This is a genomic window from Dictyobacter sp. Z7_2 (genome assembly GCF_057551105.1).
The window spans coordinates 5,003,462-5,024,532 of record NZ_BAAJPE010000002.1 but is presented as its reverse complement, the minus strand read 5'-3'; the positions used below and the strand labels follow the sequence as shown (position 1 = coordinate 5,024,532).

Sequence of the window (21,071 nt, the reverse complement as noted above, 5' to 3'; positions counted from 1 at the left end):
AGCAGATTGAGATCGATTGATTCAAGGGAAGCCTAAACAAGTACAGGAAATATGCTATGTTACAACAAACAACAGGAACTTCACAGAACGAGGAAAACCGCCTCGACGAGGCTGGTATTCCTCCCATACAACTGCATCATATTGGATTGAAAACTGCCAGGTTCGAGGAGATGCGAGCTTTCTATCACACCTTCCTCGACGTCCACCCGGTCCTTGAAGTCGATGGCTTTGGAGGTTTTTACACCTTCGATCTGGCTCACCATCGCCTGGCACTCTTTGACGATCCCACACTCACTGAGCAGGTGGCCACCAGCGCAGGCATACATCATGTCGCCTTTCTCTACAGCCTTGACGATCTCATGCGGGCGTACCAGCGTTTGAAGCGCAAGAATATTCTCCCGTTCATGGTAACAAATCATGGCTCGCATACGTCTTTCTATTATCATGATCCTGACAACAATATGTTAGAATTGCTAGTTGACCTTTATGGATCTGACTTGCGTAAGGGTCAAGAAGTGATGCGCGCGTTCAATGGAAGCCCCTATCCCCCCGTGGTCATGATCAACCCGGAAACATACCTGGCAGTCTGGCAAGCGGGAGCGACACTCCTAGAGCTACACGAACGCTCTTACGCGGGCGCGTTTACTGAAGGAGCCGCCTCGCTCCCGTCAGGGGACACTTACGCGCAGTGACTTTCGCCAGTCCAATCAGACGCGAAAGTGGCAGAGAATGACAGGCAGAGGTATTCGGGCACCATGTTTCTCGGTGTCCGAATACCTCTGTCCCTGAGACTGAGCCATTCCGGTTTATGTAGATGAGCGGCAGCCGCCGGGATTACACACTCGATGTCTCCCCACAAATAGCGGCATTTTCTCTTCACCTGGCTCCAAAAAGAGGAGATTGATCTCTTTGGGGGAGATGACTCCTTAACTTTACCGTATTGAACGCAAGCGTCCGACGCTATGTCACTTCAAATAGGTATCAAACCAGTCGCCGATCGCCGGATATACTTCGAGCTGCGTGGCTTGATGCTGCATGTAATGGCCTTCCCCTTCGAAGCGCAGATACTTCACCGGTACCTGGCGCTTTTTCAAGGCTGCGACGATCTGCTCGGCTTCGCTGGCGGGCACACGTGGATCGTTGGCACCATGCACGACGAGCAGTGGCGCAGTGATACGATCGACGGCATGGATCGGTGAGATCTGCGCCAGGAAATCTCGATCGTGTGCGAGCGAGCCATATTCGGCTTCGCGCAACGTACGTCGCCATGGACCAGTATTCTCCAGGAAAGTGACGAAGTTCGCGATGCCTACGATATCGACGGCGGCGGCCCACAATTCTGGATAGGTGGTCACGGCTGCCAGCACCATAAAGCCTCCATAGCTGCGTCCCAGGATGCCTATGCGAGATGGATCAGCGCCACCAAATTGCGTGAGCCATTGAGTGGCTGCCTTCAGATCGGCGACGCTATCCATGCGAAGCCGGACATCGTCGAGATGGCTGTAGACTTTTCCGTAGCCGGTGCTGCCACGCACATTGGGTGCCAGTACTGCAAAGCCACGTTGGAGATAATATTGAATTGGAGGCATCCAGGGGGCCGAATACACCGGTCGAAATTGTCCTTCAGGACCTCCGTGGACAAAGACGATGGTCGCCAGACCAGCAGCAGTCCTGCGTGCGTTGCTGGTGGGACGATAGTAGAAGGCGGGGATCTGAAGGCCATCGAAGGTTATGTAGTGGATCAGCTCGGGTTCGACTGGATCAGCATCCGTAAAAGCGTCGGGAGTAATCTTCGTGACAGGCCATGCCTTATCAGTAGTGGCCAGCCAGATATTGCCGCAATGCTGCGAACCATTAAAATCGAAGGCGATCTGCTCACTGGTCGAGGACCAGGTTATCCCACCAATCACTCCGCCGGGCAGTGCGACATCTGAGGTTGCTTGTTCACTCTCAAGATGATAGAAGAAAAGCCGCGATTTCCCATCCTCATTCAAAGCGTAGGCCAGCGTATTCTTGTTCGGAGAGAGGGCCAGTCCAGCATCTAGATCAGCATCCCAACTGGTCTCGACCAGATAAGTGATTGGAACATGTTTCGACTCAGAATCAGGGAGCACTGAAAGATCAAGCACTGCCGGAGCCAGGAATTCGCGTCCGTAGTTTGACAGGACATACAGAGCGCGACCATCAGGAGCAAAGGTAGCTGAATCATAAGCCGCTTCACCATCATGCGTGGTCAGCAAACGGGCATCACTACCATCAACGGGCACAAGTAAGAGATCATTGTCGAGAGGACCATTCTCCACGCTCACAATCAAAGAAGCGCCATCGAGCGACCAGACCAGCGGATGCAACGACGTCTTTTGTTGCAGCACGCAGCGCGTCTCACCTGACGCCAGATCCATCATCCAGACATCAAAAAACGCAGGATTAATCTGGTTCGAGCTATAACAGATCGTTTTTCCGTCTGGAGACCAACAGCCAAAACGATGGATGACCTTTGGATCAGCCGTAAGCGATCGCATGTCCCCCGTCGCCACCGACACAATGTACAGCTGATCGTGCTCATCGCCTCCATTATCGTGCGTCACCAGCAGATCCTCGCCCACTGGCGACCAGGAGACCAGACCGACACGATCCTGAAAATGCGTCAGTTGAAGAGGATCATTCTCACCAGGCGAGAACAGCCAGGCCTGATCAAGCCCGCTATTGTCTGTGACAAAGGCCAGCGTCTTTCCATCCGCTGACCACGATGCCCCATGCGCTCGATACGCGTTCCGGTATTGGATACTTTGATGATTCTCAACATTCATAACATGCTCCTCAGCTTAACAAAAAACGCCTATCCCCTTAGGCAGCATATCATATTCAGTCGAAAAGAGACAATCATCATTGACCCCACAAGAACTCAAAACTATTTTGTCCATATCTCTATGACATGGACAAAATAGGCTCACGTAAATTGAACAGCTAACACAGGTTCGAACTTTGCCTGCCGTTAACATCAACCTGAGTAATTGAGTGGGCTCCATTAAAAAGGGAGGTGTGCGATCCACCAGAGAAAGCCGTCATATTGAAAAAACAACCATTTGTCGATCCATTGGGATAGATCCTCACCCATGACGGATAATCATAGTTGTTATATTGAACAACATTATTAACACGAAATCCTATATAACCAGTCCCATAGAAGCAGTAATAATTGCCTGCATTGTCCACCAGATCGAGTTGCTGCATGCCACACGAACCAATCCCGATCAACGGCAGAGAATCGCCAGAAGATGTAGCAGACGTTTGCTTAATACAGGTAATCGGGATCGAAGTAATTGTCGCCGCCTGACTTCCATGCAGCCCAACCGAGGTCGCGCTACATTTGCTCGTAGAAGATGATGCTGATGCGCTTTTTGCATACGCAGAGCCAGACATCACTGCTGACAGAACAAGAAGGCAGCTGAGGATAAAAAAAGCACTAAAGTGACGTAATTCAATGCCCTGGAAGAGTGTACGCATGATTGTTCTCTCCTTTTTACCGTACTTATTATCCATTCCTCGAACGTGTCCAGTAATGCTGGACAAAAGGTAAGATATCTTTGTCAAAGTATAGATAAAAAGAGGAGAAAAAGCTGCAACAAGAGGTATCATCATATGTAACATCAGGTATCAATTTATCAGCATGCCATTGGTGGCATTTGCAGTTAGCCTGATTCAAACAGCATATATGAGTGCAAATCATATGACTTGCACTCATATCGAAAACTAATCAGTCAGCGTCCGTACATTCACCGCATCGTCCGCTAAGTCGGCTTCCGTAGAGATCACTGAGCGGCGCTTAAAGCCAAACCAGTAAATGGCTCCAACACCAAAGAGTACAATCAGCGCAAACTCGAAGATTGGAATCTGTCCAATGACGTTCAGGACCGGATTGCTGGCCCAGGCGGGATAGACAACATTCAGGATTGGATTGGTATAGACGTTGCGCAGTCCTCCAAACCAGAGAAAGTTAATTATCATCAAGCCACCATAGAGCAGCGCCAGAATGTTAATAGGCAATCCCCAACGTCCCAAACTGAAGGGCGCTTTCGTATGCGGCCAACCTTTCAAGCGTGCTCCCAGCGAGGCAACGTTATTGAGAAAATAGGCCAGGTAGATCAAGCCGGTGGCGGCTGTGACAATGATACCAATAGCGGTGCTGATCAGAAAGGGGATCATGGCTAAGACGGCCACGCCGATGCCAGCCCAGAGAGGTGTACGCAGTCGCGGATGCACATTTCCCCAGACGCTCCCGAAAGGCAAGCGACCATCGCGTGCCATCGAAAACATCAAGCGGATCGTCGCCGATTGGATCGCCAGTGTACAGACACAGATAGCAATCAGCACCACAAAAAGATAAACATTCCCCCAGAAAGATCCCAGGGCATCTTGAATGATCGTGGGCAACGTGGTCAGGAAATCGGCTCCTTGCGCGAGGCTCTCAATCTGAGGATAGTTCTGAATGGAGAGTAGTACACCTGCCAGGAAAAGCAATCCGGCGAAGAACGAGAGGCCAATCGACCAGAGCACGCCACGAGGCGCGTTTTTCTGCGGATTTTTGGTCTCTTCGCCCAACGTGCCAGCGGTATCGAATCCATAAATGACAAAGAGCGACATAAACATAGCAGCCAGGAACGCGCCACCGAAGCTCGTACCAAAGCCAGGAGTCCAGGGCTGAGACGCACTTTGCACGACGGTATGTGGTCCAGTCAAGAGAAAGCTGACTGGCTGATGATTGTGGAAAATCAAGAGGACCAGCGCAAAGCCAAACATGCCAATAATCTCGGCCACCACTCCGATGTTATTGATAATCGAGACGAGCTTGACGCCGACCACATTGATCAGGGTACCGACTATGATCGAGACAAGTGCGATAAAGACGGCGTTTGGCAGGCCCAGAATCGTGGCAGGAATCTGCGGAAAGATCGCGTCCAGCGGAACCGCAATGGTAAAGGCGACGGAGGTAACGGTGAGCACACCCGCAAAGAAGTAGATCCAGCCGGTAAACCAGCCCAACGTATGGCTGGAGAGGCGCTTACTCCACTGGTAAATGGAGCCTGCAATCGGAAAATGTGAGGACAATTCGGCAAAGTTGAGCGCAATAATAAATTGACCCAGCGCGACAATCGGCCAGGTCCAGAAAAAGGCGGGGCCTGCGGCCGCCAGACCCAGATAAAAGAGTGCAAAGGTGCCGGTCGAAACAGAGATGTAAGAAAAAGCCACCGCAAAGTTGGAGAGAAAACCCAGCGTACGCTCTAGCTCCTGCTTATATCCCAGCTTTTGCAGCAACGCCTCATCTTGCTGATGCTGAGATTGGTCAGAAGCCAGCTGCTCTTGAGATCGGTCGGATTGAGCCATTCAACGCCTCCTTGAGGATCGGTGGATAAGATCAACACAACAACGGATAAGATCAATTATAAAATGGTCTCATGAACAGTATAAAGAGAGAAGGGAGAAAAAACCAGAGAAGCAGGCCATAAAATGGAACCCCATAGCTTATCCTGAAAGAAGAGAAATATGTTCCTTTTTCTACTCCGCACTGAGAGAGTGTCGGGGAGAAGCAAAAGCTCGCCTGGCATTTGAAGCTATGATGCATACAGTATAGCGATGCCTTCAATCGAGATGTTAAAGTAGCTTATCAATCATATTTTTAGCTCAGAGAGATGAATTTATGCCTTGAGGAGCGTCCTCAACCATGTCTTGCTGCACCAGACGATCATCGGCCTCGTAATACCTCCACTGCGTATTGCATTCCAGAGTTAAGACAGCAACACTAAATTCAATTACTCAATCAAACTCTCATCTCCTCCTGCTGCTATTTCGATCGCTCTTTCGCGCTTCTCTCTTTTTACACCCACTCCACATGATCAAAATACGCTACCGGATTTCCAAAGTTTCAATCGCTCTTTCGCGCTTCTCTCTTTTTACACAGTCATCGGCGCGTTGATATTCGGACAGATCAACAAAGTTTCAATCGCTCTTTCGCGCTTCTCTCTTTTTACACCTGGTGGAGATGAAGTCAGGAAGAAAGTTTATAAGGAGATGTTTCAATCGCTCTTTCGCGCTTCTCTCTTTTTACACTTCGCGAGGAGCTTCGCGAGCGATCAGATGCGGTAGTTTCAATCGCTCTTTCGCGCTTCTCTCTTTTTACACCCCACCTCTCGCGAAGCCTCACGAGAGGCTAGTTGAGAGGCCTCTATGCGAGAGGCTCTACATAATTATCATTGTAACACCGTTTTTGCACTGAATCTACTCTTTTTAGATGCTATTTAAGCTCAAAACATTTTGCGAGAGGCTCAGCGTGACACTGACACAGCCGAGCCTCTCGCAAACGATATATCCGCCATGCTTCTTTCATTTGCATACATCTGTGCCTGACCCATACCCATCGTTGTTTTGTAGCCAACACCAGCGTAGCGTGAGAAATTGGCTAAGGCAGTGATTTGAGCAGCATAACAATCAGTTGTTTTTACCTGATAAGTACATGTGCCGACAAAACCTTTCTGCCTATATTTTGGGAAATACAATGTTGTGGTATGGAGGTCATAATCACTTATCACAACATTATCTTTCACAAAATTTCGTACAGCTTGCTTATCCATATACAGGCATTCAGGTGCATGGAGGTTCCAGGTGCGCATCAGGCTATCCCAGAGTAGGATTGGCTCAGGGAAAAATGAAAAATGCCTATCGCCCAAGCTAAACGCGGTCGGACTATCAAAACGTACTGTGATAGCACGTTGTGCGGATGTGTTAGCTAATGTCTGCCAGTCGGTATAATCAGCCCAACCAGTAGTATCTAAGGAGGAAGTTAAAATAACGCGATCTAATATAAACATCGTATCATCAAGAAAAAGTCTGTTTGGATGTGTTTCGAGAACATAGCGGCTGAGACGTTGCCAAAGTGCTCCTCCATCCAGCAAAGTAATACGCAAACGATATATCTTACCAGCATCTAATAGGAGACGCTGATCTCGTTCTTTTGCCCCCTTTAAAAACGAAAGTGTAAATGGTCTGTAATTGGGTTCATTGTGCAAACGCGCAGCAAGGACAGGATCTGTTTGACTGATCAAATTGAGAAAGAGAGCATGTGCCTGGTGTCCCATAGTTGCAGGTAGAGTAGAGTTCGTAGTTGGACTCAACTCCAACACGATCGAATAGAGATAATTTAAGCCCATATGACCTCCCTATTTAAAGGAAAATAGCAGTATTGTCTGATCGAGAGCGTGTCCGGCCAATTCGTCTGGCGATACTTTCCAAGAGAAACGCCTCCAAGCCAAATGCGATACTTCCATCACGATAGCTTCCATTGGTATAAATCATATGCAGAGGATAGATCGCAAAAAGAGGTGGCAGATGAAGCATTTTACTTAAATGAAAACTTTTGTGCTCACTAATCCAACAATTAAATGTGCGGGCCTTCAATCGAGCATTAATGTTTTCCTTGCCCGAAAGATAGTTGCTCTGACTTCCGTCAATGGTAAAACCTTCCAGACGTATTACACGATGATATTGGTTACTCACAACAGATGCGCTTATTTCAAAATACATGTCATTCGCTTTACCTTCAATCAGATCTCGCACATAAATATAACCAAGCAGTTTATGTTGACGTCCCAATTTTGCCAGCCATTCCTCAGCCTGATCTGGATAGTCACGTTTTATAAGATGCTCAAAGCTCTGTTTGCTCAATTCTTGATATTGCGTACGCCGTAATACAAATGGGAGATTGTACGTCTTCAGCGGCTTCAGACCTAATCGTTTGTCGAGCACATCATAAATCGCAACAGTGAAATCACTCTCTATTCCGCCACGAAAACTTTCCAGATCAGAGAGATAATATCTTTTTCTTGTACTATTCGGATTCCTGACCTCTGTTCCAAATTTTTTCCAGATCGCCAACTGCATCTTTTTATATTTATCGTACTTCAACATAATCTGCTCTTGAGTACTTACTGGCTCTTTATCATAAAGCGTGATCACGAGGCTCTGTAAGATCTTCTCTGCTTGGATTTTGTTATCGTTAAAGTATTGCTGATTTTTTACACGCTCACATGCGGCTACTGCTTCCAGTGGCGAGTATTTCTGAGCATATGTAGCAAAGTCCTGATAGCCCAGATAGGCATTATTAATAGCTGTGTTCAGCTCACTTCGCTCCATTACTTGACCATCATCAATTTGTTCCATACAGTGATAAACATAATCAGGAACAAACAGCCAAATGCGATTAGGAATCGCGATAGTGGACTCTTCACGTCCCCGTCGTCCCAAGCGGCCAATACGTTGAATTGCTTGAGCAGCGCTACGGGCTTCGCACACAAGAAACTCTTTACCCTTGCCCTCTACAAGATCAACCCCAACATCTATCGTCGTTGTACCAACACTAAAGCGGCACATGAGTGCCATAGCTCGTTCATCAGGGTCCATATATCCATGTACTTCTCCAACCGTATCAGCAGGATAGATCTGACGTAATATACCGGCCAGACACTTAGCATCATAAACCCCATCAACGATAAAAACTCCACGTGCGGGGGGAGTCTGATTATCAGCCCAGCGTAGGATATCACTCAAGTGATCCTGCATAGCTTCAACCCCTTGCCAGTAGAGGAGATTCGCAGGCAGTATGTTAACTTCCACAGTTTCACATACAACCTTATTTCCTGTCGAAGAAGCCATATCTGTCACGGAGATTATCTCTATACCTAAACGTTCCACATAATATCTAAATGTATCCTGCGGCGTGGCAGACGAAAAAATAAATATATGTGGCTTATCTGGCGCCAGTGCTTTCACAGTTCCCATGATGAAAGCGGCATTTGCCATCTGTTTCCTACTATACAAATGGAACTCATCAAAAGCAATCACGGGATAGTTATTGAGCATGTTCTGAAAGACGCGTACGCCAGAAGGCATTGCGAATGTGCTAAACATCTGCCCATAGAGACTATACATAGCCAGATAGAGCACATCAGGATTTGTGAGTATTGCATGTGGCATCTTATCACCACTCGCCCATCCCAGTGCCTGCGCATGACTGCGCATATGATCTTGAACATCCATAATGTCATCCAGCCCCTGGCTATCGACAAGGAGAATTGTGTCATCAGAGAATTTTTGATAGAGCGAGACGTATTGATCCATCAATAATTCATTTGTTGGATAAACGCCACAGGTACGTACCCCATCCAGGATGGCGGCAGCAAAGTTTGCTAAGGTTTTGCCGCTGCCTGTGATACTCGTGTTTTCGATGCAGATACTTTTGCATTCATTAATCGCTTCGCGTACTGCTGCCAGGGTTTTTGACTGATGAGCGTAGGGTTGGAACGTGCCAATAAACGGTTGCTGATATGTGGCATACCACAATTCTTTTACCACGATGCGCATACATTCTCTCCATAATATCCCATCAATAAGGGTATCTGCACATACATTTCATTGTCGGTAAATGTTGCTCGTAGATACGATCCCGCTATCCCATCAAAGACTGCGTTTGCAATAAGCTTCCCTGGAAGGGCATTCACGATGATATCGAAAATATGCGGACGAGCGGTTTTGACAAGGTCATCCCAGGTCAGGAGAGGATCATCTTGATGCCTCTCCCGACCGCTGATAGGTTCGATACAGTGTTGCGTTTTTTGAGCTGTCGTAATGTGTAGCTTCGTTTTGGCCATAAATTTACCCAGCCGTATATAAGATGGAAATTGTACATCTTCTGCACTTACCACATAACACTGGAACACTGATCCTGGACGAAAACATTTGGTAAAGCCCCAATCAGGATAGCCAATACTTTGCTCCTTTTTCCCTATACCAAAACTTTCGCTCATCGTATTATATTGACTAACAACGGTACTCCCACGAATAAGCTTCGCAGGAGTAATATAGCGTTTCCCAACCGTGGCAAGTTCTCCACGATAATGCGGCTTTTGAATCTCATTATGCCAGGGTGACACAGCCCATCCAAAGGCATATGTCAACGCATAGTTGTGAATAAATGGACCTGTTTCCGCAACCTTACCACGCTCCGTTGTCGCAAAAAACAAATAATCTTGTAAAGTAAGATCACAACGATAGAGCTTCATTACACTGCCTCCCCATCATCCTCACCGGTCCCGCTGCCTTTATCTTTACTTTTGACAGCTTTGACATAACGCTGCGCTTCTTTATCCAATGCTTGAAGCATTGATCGCAATGCCGTCTCATCCTCGTAAAGTGCTCGCACTCCATCAAGCAAGCTCGGTAGATCCTCTATCTTACGTTTTCTTCCAATAACAGATGCCAATGCAGCCAGCTCCACTTGCGGCCAGAGATCCGTAAAATGGCTCATCTCAAGATAGTCAGGCAATGCGTTGTTTTCTGACTGTACAATAGCGTCATAGTAATATTGAGTAAGTTCAAGGTTACTGAATAATTCAACATCACTGAAATAAATTCCCAGGATATGATTACGAATGAAACCCTCGCGATTACTTTCCGCTCCGTAGCGTGTCGTTTTCAGAATATTGCCTACAGTATAGAGAAACTCTGGCATTGTGACATCAAGCAATGTTTCAACGGTTGGAATAAAAATTTGTGGCAGAACATTTTCGCGGCTGGCAAAGGCACTTCCAGCAATACCACCAGCAACAGTATCCTGGATAGCATTCAACTTGATATTACGCATGACCTGCGGAATATCACGCACAACAAAACCACTATCAGTCAGAATACGCGCCCGTTGACTTCCAGCATCCTTGGTTGCCGCAAAACCATAGAGAATGCAATCAGGACAATAACCACAACTGTTGCCCATAATCTGACATGTATTTCGCTCAAATTTTTTCTTATCTATCGTGATCTCTGTCAAAATGTCTAAATCGCGTAACAATGCTTTGCCGGTACGGCGCTCTGGAGCAATTTGTTTGCGTTTATACATAATGACACGATCAATAGGCTTGCGTATCTTCATTCCAGCTTGAAGGCGTTCGACATCAAGCGTTTCCCCTTCGGTTGTAAAGATAGCATGCGACTTGGTTTCACGGAGAACAACAATCTGTGTATAACGATTTTGGCGGTACCGAGGTATTTGTTCGTGAAAGGCGTTTTTGTAGAGATTCAAGATGCTGGTTAACTGCTCAATCATGGCATTTTCTCCTTTAATAAGCTCACCAATAATTTTTACAAATTACTGGTGATAAGTCCTTTGTCGGTATCTATCTTCTCAGCTTCATTAGGAGCTTGTTTCTTGCGCTCTTCCCAATAAAGCTGTACCTTTTGGTATGTAAGAAAATAAATGGCATCAGCCAGATGATTTTCTTCATGCGTAAGTTTTGAAAGACTGCCTCCACACACCTGCCTGAAGAGATCCCTGACAAGCAAGGCTGCAAAGGCATTCATTACCTCAAGTCGTTGTGCACCAAATGTAGGAGCAAATCCGCCGCCAGCAACGATCCGCTCAAGACGCTTCAATACTGTCCCTGCCACTCTGGAGATAAGCTCTTCATCATTTTCGCTACTACTGGCATTGTTTTTTATAGCTTCCACGCCTGTACGGAACAGCGTTTCAAAGCGATGAGCTCGCCCCTTCGCTCCCATCAGTGGATGATAGAGTTGTAAACTGGTCGTAGTAATCCTCTCAACCAGGCTCATCAAATATCCTCCTTCTTTATCAATCATCAATTCATAACCTTCTGTTCCCATGGCTATACGATTTCCATCTACTGGCTCTCCTTGCTGCGGCAAAAGTATCTGACATGCACGTGTAAATGCAGGATATGGAGAGGCTTTGTCTCGTTCGCGCCTCTTATAGAGGGTCGCACCTGCCAGATAATTGATTTTCACTTCCTCGAGGATATTTGCAACCTGTTTATCAAGGTTACGACGTTGGCTGGAGGTATTTTGAGAAAGGCCCGCATTAATCTCCCAAACAGCAGCCAATATATCCAACATAGCCGGCAACGTACTTAATGGTATTCGTCTGCTATTGCCTGCCAAAAGATCAACATCAATATCACGAGACATTGGCAGTATGCTACTCAATAATGGATGCAAGCCTTCCATTTCAATGATGGTTTTCATCTCTTCCGGCCGCATAATACTAAGGTATGGTTTATCTGTGATATAGACGCGTGCTCCAGTTAGGAGATGGATCAATGTCGCAGCGTACAATGCTTTTGTCCATACCTCAATATGGGTAGGGGCCAGGCTCTTTTCTTTTGATTTGACAACATTATCATAGGTAATTAGCATGTAATTGGGATTTTTAAGAGAAAACGTGATGCGATCACCTTGTTTGCCACGCGGTTTCCCCTCTTTTGTCTTTGTTTTCATATGTGCTGCCTGATGAGCGAACATATCTCGTACTTGTTCCAGCCATTCATCATCAACATTGTGATGATTCAGCCAATGCGTTGGTAGGGCTGGATCATCTTTACTGCCACGCAAGGCAAGCTTACTGACAACAGTCTCCTTGGCGTGAAAGTTTTTCAATAACTGCTGACTGGTATACTCCCATAATTGTGGGGTAAATGAATAATCAGGCAGAACATACAGATGAAGACGATAGGAGGCGTTGTAATCGCTATCCGCAGGATAGCTCTGACCGCCGAGCTTCCGCAGCATAAACTCCAGATAACACATAGGACACCAGACCATCTGCGCATTTACGGTGTGTGATGGTTGGATTTTGTTTGAGAAGATTAATGCTTGCTGATTAGCAATATCAGTGATAATGACATTACTTTTCATTTTGACTGGGATATCACGATTACAAATAATACACGTGCGTTTGTGAGTACGTGTTTTCTCATTCTCATATACTTTGAGCCTATTATCATCTATAGATCGCTCAGAATAAAACGAAAAAACGAGATTGGCCTCGAGATAATGTTCAATATCACTTTGTAAGCTCAACTCCTCGTTGACAAAGTCAAGACGGCGTTTCTCACGATCATGAGGTTTCAGAGCTTTTAGCGCCTGTTGATACAACCTCTGCTGTATATCTATTACTTCTACCTCTTGCGCTTTTCTAGTATCTCCCAGGAACCGAGCAGCGATAAGCCAGTGATAACTAAGAATAAGGCAGTGATCTGCGACACCGCCCGTTTGTAAGAGAGCACGATGTTGCCGGATAACTACAGCAATCTGAGAAGGGATGCGAAATGTAGTACATATCCATGCCAGCACGTCTTCAGAAAGCAAGGCTTCTGCGATATTTTCAATACCCATAAACATGAAGTACGCAGCATTCCAACGTTGTGCAAAAGATTCATCTTCATCAGCATCAGGGAGGATAGAAAATCGCATACAAAAGTCTACGAAGTTAGTAGCCACACTGGCATACTTGTCTTTTGAGACGCGCTTTTTCACTATTTTCGTAAAAAAACCTGTTGATTTCTTCGCAAGATGATAGTTCTGGACAACCAATAGCAGTTGCTCAAGTGAACTAAACAGATACACATCTTTGCGAAATTTTAAACGTTGACCATATTGGCATGCTTCTTCAGTCGCTGCGTAGCTTCCTTGTCCTGCTTCTTCTCTAAGATTGGTAAACATATTGGTAGCAATCGTGTGACGTAACATATTCACATCAATCTCAGCATTTTCTGGACCCAGATACAAGATACCGTTAGCAAAATACAGAATAGGATAGAGCCCATACCGAGCAAGCGCAAATTCGGTGGCCTGGTGAATGCTAAGCGTAGATAATCCACGATAATCGTCGAGCTCGTGATAATAAAACTTCAGCTTAGGGAGGGGAGTAAGTTCTCCCACAGGAATACGCTTGCTCATGCGAGTCCGCTGGCGAGCAGCGACCGCATCATCGCGACTAATATCACCCACTCTATTTTCGGCCGTTTTGTAATCGCGGGATGTCTGCTGACTGGCCAGGGCATCCGCCAGGTGGACAAGCGTGAGCAGGCGGCTGATCCCCGAGCTGGCCGATGACAAATCTGCCACTTTAGGACTGAGTAGTGACACACTGGCCGCACGCAGTTCAGCAGCTGATACATCCGCAAACTGGCGCAGATTCGTCTGCGCAAAAAGATCCTCCAAAGCCTCTAATGTGACACCGAATTCACCAGTACCAGTACGTGTTTTCGCCAGTTCACTGTCTTTATATGCATCGTGAAACACATACAAAACGAGCGTTCGTTTAAACTCATCCTCACTTAGCCGCGTGTAACCTTTATCTTGCAAGTACTCGAGCACACGAGTCAGCGCAAATAAGCCATTAAGAATATGGGTACGTAACGGTTGATCTACATGAAAATCCGCCCCACGCATGGCCTTTTTCCAACCATATGACTTTGCCGCCTTAAACATCCAGCCAAGTTCTTGCATAGATGGAACGGCATAATCCCTCACGAAACCTTGCAAGATGTCATGGTATTGTACCAACTTAAACCTCCTTCAATGTAATGTACACCAAGATTGTAGCGTATCTGAGTGAGTACATATGTACTCACTCAACGGGTGTAGGATATGACTTATTGAAGTGATCGCGTATCTGACGCATTTGTATCATCAGTTCGGGAGGTTCATAAACGACACAATTATATCCATAGCTGAGCACAATACGACGTGCCTCAAAAAGATCGGTAATGCGAGCGGTGATGATTGCCGAACCATCTGGATATCGCTCTACTTTCTGTTCAGAAAAATGTTCGCTTACGTTGTGACGTGCAATTGAGGGGCCAAGCCAATAGCGCAATTGATAGGTCGGATTCAACGGACTATTCTTTACGCATCTGGTATGAAGCATCCTGGCACTCCCAGGCACGATATAGTCCAGGCGAAAATTGAGTTCTTTATTCATCTCAACATGTCGTCCATGCAGACGCACATGCCCATCTTTAAAGATCAGAGGCTGAGGTTCGATGATATGGCGGCGCTCTTGGCCCTTAAAGGGAGAACAGTAAGTGAACTCCAATTGCTGAGAACGTTCGATCGCCATTTCGACCACCCGGAGTGTTTTTTGATCGAAGTGACGATAATCAATAGTTTCCCGTAGATCAATACTAAAAGTAAGACGTTGAGTGTTCACAACCTTCTGCTGATCTTGAGATAAAAGATCAACCAGGGAAGAGAGGAAATCACGTATATCATCTGCATGTGGAATCACGGAATCGCCAAACGTATCACGTAAAAGGGAGAGAATATTGAGTTGGACAGCATCAAAAGAAAGTCCAAAAGGCGAATTAGTCCAGACATACAATTTACTACCACGATCGTAAGCAATATTATAACTGTGGGTCTTTAATACACGCAAATCGTTACGAAACTGGTATTTTTGTTGATTTTTGATCACCTCATTGCTTGCTTGCGAGTCATACGAAAGCAAATATTCTCGATCCAGAAATGTAATAATTTCACTATAACAGTGTGGACGTTTATGCAATAAGGAGAGGAGTGTGACGCGCCTCCTAAAGGAGCGCTCAGCATTTGTATCGGGCTTCATGGAGTGAAAACACCTCTATCTGCTCTACTACCAGGACCACTGGACACAACATGATCTTATCACTATAGAATAGCTTCAATGGTAGGGCAAGCAATTAGGACTTTAAGTCAAAGTCATGGATCTCCATTTGGAAATGGGCTTAACTCCAAGTTAAGCGATACACAACAGAATACTTAAAAATTCAGATGAGCTTGTGCTGATCAGTTAAAGGTATATACAGCACAACAAGGTATATAGAAAGGTTGCAAAGGGATGGTTGATATACCAATCTCACAAGTAAACGCATATGCGTATTGTCCACGCCGTTTCTATTACGAGTTTGTTCTAGGTGAGATGATTGTGAATGAATTTGTATTAGAAGGTCAACAATTGCATGAGAGAGTCGATCTACCAGGGAAGAGTATACGAGGGCAGAAAGAACAACTAAGGCGCATCTATCTCTGTGCACCTGGATTGGGGCTGGTCGGATATAGCGATGTGCTGGAGATAGAAGAACGTAACACTAATCTGGCTGAGGCAGCACGCACCGGGAAACTTTATCCAATCGAATATAAAAAGGGGAAAATGGGGAAATGGATCTCTGATCACACACAACTATGTGCTCAAGCACTTGCGCTAGAAGAGGCGCTAGAGATAGAAGCGGGACGCATCACAACTGGATATATTTTCTATATTGGCTCTGCTCGCAGAGACGAAGTTCCTATTGACAAAAGACTCCGTAACATAACCCTCGATTTACTCACAGAGGCACGTCAGCTCATGCAAGAAGACCAACCACCAGCACCAATAACGAACTGGCAGAAGTGCCGTGATTGCTCATTGGAGCCAATATGTCTACCCCGCGAAGTAATAACAATGCATACAAAGAAGAGAGAAGGAAAAGATGGCAATTCTTTATCTGACTGAACAACAAGCCTGGGTAAGACGTGAAGGTGATTGCTTAATTGTCCATATTCCTGAACAGCATAAAGGTGAAGAGCGCAAAGGAAAACAAGAGCGCAAGATGACCATTCCCCTTTTCAAAGTAGAGGAAGTAATGGTCATAGGAGACATTACTCTGACAACGCCGGCATTAGCAAGCTTGCTAGAAGCACGGGTTCAGGTCACTTACCTGAGCAAACATGGACGCTACCTGGGTAATCTCAGTCCTCAACTCACAAAAAACAGCATATTGCGCCTGGCTCAACATGCAGCACACGCAGATGCACCTAAGCGTCATGCGATTGCTCAACGTTTTGTGATTGGAAAATTACGCAATATGCGCACCATCTTAATGCGTTACCAAAGAACAAATAATGATCCCGCCATTGCCAGGCAGCAAGAAACATTGAAGCAATGTATTCATGCTGCGGAACAGACAATACTTACTACTTCAAACAATGATAAAGCGTGGCATGAAATTGATCCAATAATAGAGTCAGAGCCAACGGAGATAGCGAATTACTTACCGGATAGGATGAATGGTTTGGGATCACTTCTTGGTTGCGAAGGAGCTGGTAGTGCGGCATACTTTCATGTGTTTGAGCGACTAATTAAATGCAATTGGGAACATGGCTTTTGCAAACGAGTGAGACGCCCACCTACCGACCCGGTTAACGCGATGCTTAGTTACGGCTATGTTATTTTAGCCGGACAAGTTGCCAGTTCGCTAGCCGGAGTCGGATTTGACCCCTATATTGGATATCTCCATTCATCTCGTTACGGCAAACCAGCCCTCGCACTTGACGTTATGGAGGAGTTCAGGCCGTTAATCGTTGATTCTGTTGTTATAAGCCTATTAAATAATCGGCAACTCGAATCAAAAGATTTTGTCCTGGAACTCAACAGCTATCGAATGACTGACACAGCCAAACGACTCTTTCTGCAAAAATTTGAAGAGCGCATGCAAGAAATTATTACGCATCCCATCTTTGGATATAAAGTCTCTTATCGCCGTTGCATCGAACTTCAGGCACGCCTGCTAGCGAAATATATAACTGGCGAGATCCCTCAATATACCCCCTTTACAGTACGGTAATCAAGATGCAAAAAAGCTCCGAAGGAATGCATGCGAGAGGTGTAAGACAAAGCCATCTTTATGTAGTTGCCTACGATATCACCAATGATAAAAGGCGCACGAACGTTCACAAAATCTTGAAAGGATTTGGAAAATGGACAGAGTTTTCACTCTTCGAGTGCTTTTTAACAAAAAAAGAACTTTTGCAAATGCAAGCAAAATTAGATAAATACCTTGATAGCAATACGGATAGAGTACGTATCTATACAATTTGTGATGTCTGCCTTCCAAAAATCGAAACCATCGGCATTCCAGAAGCCAAAGAAGACACTAGCTACTTAATATAGAACGTATTGCACGTCCCCAAGAAAGATCTGGCAGTCACAAGCAAAATACTTTGCGAGAGGCTCGGCTGTGTATCCTTCACGCTGAGCCTCTCGCAAAGTATTTTGAGCTCAAAGGAGTCAATAAAAGAGTGGATCAGTCACAAAAACTGTGTTACAATGATAATTATACAGAGCCTCTCGCATATGAGTCTCTCAACCGGCTTCTCACAAGGTCTCGCTATAATCGGGGTGGTAACCCACCTTTTCGCGCTTGAGCGATTGTAACTCGGCATCAAGGGGCTCCTCGAAATCTCTCTCTTCGGTGGTAACCCACCTTTTCGCGCTTGAGCGATTGTAACTGAGAAACTTACTACTAGGATTTGTGAGAGATAAAGTGGTAACCCACCTTTTCGCGCTTGAGCGATTGTAACTACGAAGTATGTAAATCTTCCCGGCGGCGTAGGGCCGTAGTGGTAACCCACCTTTTCGCGCTTGAGCGATTGTAACCAAGTTTCGGCACCTGTGCTGCATCGCGACATGCTTTGCGTGGTAACCCACCTTTTCGCGCTTGAGCGATTGTAACTTTTTCCTAATCTTTGGTGGTTTGCTCATCCTGCTTACGTGGTAACCCACCTTTTCGCGCTTGAGCGATTGTAACGATAATCTGACACCTGAAGATTTTTACCGCAATGCCGTGGTAACCCACCTTTTCGCGCTTGAGCGATTGTAACGCGTTTAAAGCGCTCGCAGTACGAGGGAGTCTGTGTAGTGGTGGTAACCCACCTTTTCGCGCTTGAGCGATTGTAACCCTGATAAGATTGAGTCGCGAATGTCTCGACCATAGACGTGGTAACCCACCTTTTCGCGCTTGAGCGATTGTAACCCTGGCACCATTTGAGGGCTTAAAGGTACCAGGATATGGTGGTAACCCACCTTTTCGCGCTTGAGCGATTGTAACTCTGTCCAGACAGTTGTATCAAATAGTTCAGCGTCGTGGTAACCCACCTTTTCGCGCTTGAGCGATTGTAACGTTAATAGCTCCATCAGAGGAGATCATCAACGGCGCTCCGTGGTAACCCACCTTTTCGCGCTTGAGCGATTGTAACAAAATAATGGAGCTTGGAAGATTTTTCGATATATTCGCTGTGGTAACCCACCTTTTCGCGCTTGAGCGATTGTAACTTAAATGCGAAAGGATTCAAGAAATTTTTTGGTATCATAGTGGTAACCCACCTTTTCGCGCTTGAGCGATTGTAACGTCTTAAATCTGCAATGGGAAAATAAGGTGATATAGTGGTAACCCACCTTTTCGCGCTTGAGCGATTGTAACTCTAGCAGATACCTGCTAAGAAACTTGTGTCTTCGTGGTAACCCACCTTTTCGCGCTTGAGCGATTGTAACTAACTATGGACGGCGATACGCCTAAATTTACAGAAGAGTGGTAACCCACCTTTTCGCGCTTGAGCGATTGTAACTAACTATGGACGGCGATACGCCTAAATTTACAGAAGAGTGGTAACCCACCTTTTCGCGCTTGAGCGATTGTAACTAACTATGGACGGCGATACGCCTAAATTTACAGAAGAGTGGTAACCCACCTTTTCGCGCTTGAGCGATTGTAACCGAATGGACTCCATGGGAAAACATCATAATTTGAAGAGTGGTAACCCACCTTTTCGCGCTTGAGCGATTGTAACATTGATAATTTCCGACAAATGCATAGCTACCACTCTTTGTGGTAACCCACCTTTTCGCGCTTGAGCGATTGTAACGAACTTGCCACAACAATGTTGACTCCGCCCGCTCGTAATGTGGTAACCCACCTTTTCGCGCTTGAGCGATTGTAACAAACTTTATACGAAACAAGAGGCGGAGGAAGACAAAGAAGTGGTAACCCACCTTTTCGCGCTTGAGCGATTGTAACCTGTTGCTCAAACCATTGAAAAAGCTCTGGAATAGAGTGGTAACCCACCTTTTCGCGCTTGAGCGATTGTAACTTACTCGGAGTAGTTTCATCCCAGGTGATGATGCTGTGGGTGGTAACCCACCTTTTCGCGCTTGAGCGATTGTAACGTTATACCCATACACCGTATTGGCTTGACTAGCTGTAGTGTGGTAACCCACCTTTTCGCGCTTGAGCGATTGTAACTAGGTGTCCACATAGGAAAACGCCGATACGTTCCGGGCGGTGGTAACCCACCTTTTCGCGCTTGAGCGATTGTAACAGAGCCACATGATGTAGGATGCTGTAGCTCTATTCAGTGGTAACCCACCTTTTCGCGCTTGAGCGATTGTAACCGCTCGATGATGTTCCTGAGAAACCGCCCTGTGCGGTGGTAACCCACCTTTTCGCGCTTGAGCGATTGTAACTTTGCTAAAGACTTGCTGGAATACTTGCGGCGTCAATGTGGTAACCCACCTTTTCGCGCTTGAGCGATTGTAACCCGCTATAAATTCCCACATGTCATTTTCTCCATACTCGTGGTAACCCACCTTTTCGCGCTTGAGCGATTGTAACGCAGAGTTAATACCTCCGCCTTGATCATGGATATAGATAGTGGTAACCCACCTTTTCGCGCTTGAGCGATTGTAACTTAAGCGCGAACTCGTTGGCCTGCTGGCCGTCAATGAGTGGTAACCCACCTTTTCGCGCTTGAGCGATTGTAACGCAGAGTTAATACCTCCGCCTTGATCATGGATATAGATAGTGGTAACCCACCTTTTCGCGCTTGAGCGATTGTAACTTAAGCGCGAACTCGTTGGCCTGCTGGCCGTCAATGAGTGGTAACCCACCTTTTCGCGCTTGAGCGATTGTAACTTCTAAGACGCGGCTTTGATCTGGGAGCTTGTGGAAGTGTGGTAACCCACCTTTTCGCGCTTGAGCGATTGTAACGACGGTCAAATTGTCATTGGAAATGCAAACTATCCAGGCAGTGGTAACCCACCTTTTCGCGCTTGAGCGATTGTAACCAGCTTAGTAGCTGGAAGCGCTAGAATCGTCTTCCGTGGTAACCCACCTTTTCGCGCTTGAGCGATTGTAACGGTTCTATTGCACTCACTCAGGAGCTTTCAAAGATGTGGTAACCCACCTTTTCGCGCTTGAGCGATTGTAACTGCTTTTGCAAATTGTGCAGCCTGGACAAACTGAGATAGTGGTAACCCACCTTTTCGCGCTTGAGCGATTGTAACGGTTCTATTGCACTCACTCAGGAGCTTTCAAAGATGTGGTAACCCACCTTTTCGCGCTTGAGCGATTGTAACTGCTTTTGCAAATTGTGCA

At 46.1% G+C, this 21,071-nt stretch carries 13 protein-coding genes and 2 CRISPR repeat arrays (1 of these 15 cut by a window edge); of the genes, 4 read left to right on the top strand and 9 right to left on the bottom strand.

Features of this window, described 5'->3' with window-relative positions; all coding sequences use genetic code 11:
* The first annotated feature begins 56 nt into the window (after positions 1–56).
* The gene (locus AC27N8_RS34410; RefSeq protein ID WP_487074091.1) at positions 57–692 is read left to right on the top strand and encodes a VOC family protein; all 636 of its coding nucleotides are present in this window, start codon (positions 57–59) and stop codon (positions 690–692) included.
* A 273-nt stretch (positions 693–965) separates the two neighbouring features.
* Here the strand turns inward: AC27N8_RS34410 and AC27N8_RS34405 are convergent, their stop codons facing one another.
* The 9 genes from AC27N8_RS34405 to AC27N8_RS34365 all read right to left on the bottom strand — a co-directional run bounded on the left by AC27N8_RS34405 (position 966) and on the right by AC27N8_RS34365 (position 15,469).
* Positions 966–2,810 carry a S9 family peptidase gene (locus AC27N8_RS34405; protein ID WP_487074089.1) on the bottom strand — a complete coding sequence of 615 codons (1,845 nt, stop codon included), beginning with the start codon at positions 2,808–2,810 and terminating at the stop codon, positions 966–968.
* A gap of 157 nt (positions 2,811–2,967) precedes the next feature.
* The gene (locus AC27N8_RS34400; RefSeq protein ID WP_487074087.1) at positions 2,968–3,507 is read right to left on the bottom strand and encodes a hypothetical protein; all 540 of its coding nucleotides are present in this window, start codon (positions 3,505–3,507) and stop codon (positions 2,968–2,970) included.
* Positions 3,508–3,753: 246 nt separating this feature from the next.
* Positions 3,754–5,385, bottom strand: coding sequence for an amino acid permease (locus AC27N8_RS34395; protein ID WP_487074085.1), 1,632 nt, complete (start codon positions 5,383–5,385; stop codon positions 3,754–3,756).
* A 459-nt stretch (positions 5,386–5,844) separates the two neighbouring features.
* A CRISPR array of direct repeats spans positions 5,845–6,180; the repeat unit is 37 nt; unit sequence GTTTCAATCGCTCTTTCGCGCTTCTCTCTTTTTACAC.
* Between the two features lie 143 nt (positions 6,181–6,323).
* The gene (gene cas6, locus AC27N8_RS34390; RefSeq protein WP_487074083.1) at positions 6,324–7,205 is read right to left on the bottom strand and encodes a CRISPR system precrRNA processing endoribonuclease RAMP protein Cas6; all 882 of its coding nucleotides are present in this window, start codon (positions 7,203–7,205) and stop codon (positions 6,324–6,326) included.
* Between the two features lie 13 nt (positions 7,206–7,218).
* Positions 7,219–9,414, bottom strand: a complete 2,196-nt coding sequence (gene cas3, locus AC27N8_RS34385; RefSeq protein ID WP_487074081.1) for a type I-D CRISPR-associated helicase Cas3' — start codon at positions 9,412–9,414, stop codon at positions 7,219–7,221.
* The gene (gene cas5d, locus AC27N8_RS34380; protein WP_487074079.1) at positions 9,399–10,112 is read right to left on the bottom strand and encodes a type I-D CRISPR-associated protein Cas5/Csc1; all 714 of its coding nucleotides are present in this window, start codon (positions 10,110–10,112) and stop codon (positions 9,399–9,401) included. Before cas5d ends, cas3 begins: the two co-directional genes overlap by 16 nt.
* Positions 10,112–11,152 (bottom strand): type I-D CRISPR-associated protein Cas7/Csc2, encoded by a 1,041-nt coding sequence (gene cas7d / locus AC27N8_RS34375; RefSeq protein WP_487074077.1) that lies wholly within the window; start codon positions 11,150–11,152, stop codon positions 10,112–10,114. The genes cas5d and cas7d overlap by 1 nt, the downstream gene beginning before the upstream one ends.
* Positions 11,153–11,187: 35 nt before the next feature.
* Positions 11,188–14,295 (bottom strand): type I-D CRISPR-associated protein Cas10d/Csc3, encoded by a 3,108-nt coding sequence (gene cas10d, locus AC27N8_RS34370; RefSeq protein ID WP_487074812.1) that lies wholly within the window; start codon positions 14,293–14,295, stop codon positions 11,188–11,190.
* 178 nt (positions 14,296–14,473) lie between these two features.
* A complete protein-coding gene (locus tag AC27N8_RS34365) occupies positions 14,474–15,469 on the bottom strand; it encodes a helix-turn-helix transcriptional regulator (RefSeq protein ID WP_487074075.1) in 996 nt (331 codons plus the stop codon).
* Between the two features lie 252 nt (positions 15,470–15,721).
* Here AC27N8_RS34365 and cas4 point away from each other — a divergent pair, with 252 nt between their 5' ends.
* From cas4 to cas2, 3 genes are read left to right on the top strand one after another with little or no spacing between them, the layout of a single operon-like run.
* A complete protein-coding gene (gene cas4, locus AC27N8_RS34360; RefSeq protein WP_487074073.1) occupies positions 15,722–16,375 on the top strand; it encodes a CRISPR-associated protein Cas4 in 654 nt (217 codons plus the stop codon).
* A complete protein-coding gene (gene cas1d, locus AC27N8_RS34355; protein WP_487074071.1) occupies positions 16,353–17,486 on the top strand; it encodes a type I-D CRISPR-associated endonuclease Cas1d in 1,134 nt (377 codons plus the stop codon). Before cas4 ends, cas1d begins: the two co-directional genes overlap by 23 nt.
* A gap of 5 nt (positions 17,487–17,491) precedes the next feature.
* Entirely contained in the window at positions 17,492–17,812 is a 321-nt protein-coding gene (gene cas2 / locus AC27N8_RS34350; protein WP_487074069.1) for a CRISPR-associated endonuclease Cas2, read from the top strand.
* A 228-nt stretch (positions 17,813–18,040) separates the two neighbouring features.
* A CRISPR array of direct repeats spans positions 18,041–21,071; the repeat unit is 37 nt; unit sequence GTGGTAACCCACCTTTTCGCGCTTGAGCGATTGTAAC; it runs 787 nt beyond the window's last position.

What these genes read in the sequence shown, in the direction of transcription:
- AC27N8_RS34410 (WP_487074091.1), top strand. Translation starts at nt 57, where the DNA reads ATGTTACAACAAACAACAGGAACTTCACAGAACGAGGAAAACCGCCTC.
- AC27N8_RS34405 (WP_487074089.1), bottom strand. Translation starts at nt 2,810, where the DNA reads ATGAATGTTGAGAATCATCAAAGTATCCAATACCGGAACGCGTATCGA.
- AC27N8_RS34400 (WP_487074087.1), bottom strand. Translation starts at nt 3,507, where the DNA reads ATGCGTACACTCTTCCAGGGCATTGAATTACGTCACTTTAGTGCTTTT.
- AC27N8_RS34395 (WP_487074085.1), bottom strand. Translation starts at nt 5,385, where the DNA reads ATGGCTCAATCCGACCGATCTCAAGAGCAGCTGGCTTCTGACCAATCT.
- cas6 (WP_487074083.1), bottom strand. Translation starts at nt 7,205, where the DNA reads ATGGGCTTAAATTATCTCTATTCGATCGTGTTGGAGTTGAGTCCAACT.
- cas3 (WP_487074081.1), bottom strand. Translation starts at nt 9,414, where the DNA reads ATGCGCATCGTGGTAAAAGAATTGTGGTATGCCACATATCAGCAACCG.
- cas5d (WP_487074079.1), bottom strand. Translation starts at nt 10,112, where the DNA reads ATGAAGCTCTATCGTTGTGATCTTACTTTACAAGATTATTTGTTTTTT.
- cas7d (WP_487074077.1), bottom strand. Translation starts at nt 11,152, where the DNA reads ATGATTGAGCAGTTAACCAGCATCTTGAATCTCTACAAAAACGCCTTT.
- cas10d (WP_487074812.1), bottom strand. Translation starts at nt 14,295, where the DNA reads ATGCGTGGGGCGGATTTTCATGTAGATCAACCGTTACGTACCCATATT.
- AC27N8_RS34365 (WP_487074075.1), bottom strand. Translation starts at nt 15,469, where the DNA reads ATGAAGCCCGATACAAATGCTGAGCGCTCCTTTAGGAGGCGCGTCACA.
- cas4 (WP_487074073.1), top strand. Translation starts at nt 15,722, where the DNA reads ATGGTTGATATACCAATCTCACAAGTAAACGCATATGCGTATTGTCCA.
- cas1d (WP_487074071.1), top strand. Translation starts at nt 16,353, where the DNA reads ATGGCAATTCTTTATCTGACTGAACAACAAGCCTGGGTAAGACGTGAA.
- cas2 (WP_487074069.1), top strand. Translation starts at nt 17,492, where the DNA reads ATGCAAAAAAGCTCCGAAGGAATGCATGCGAGAGGTGTAAGACAAAGC.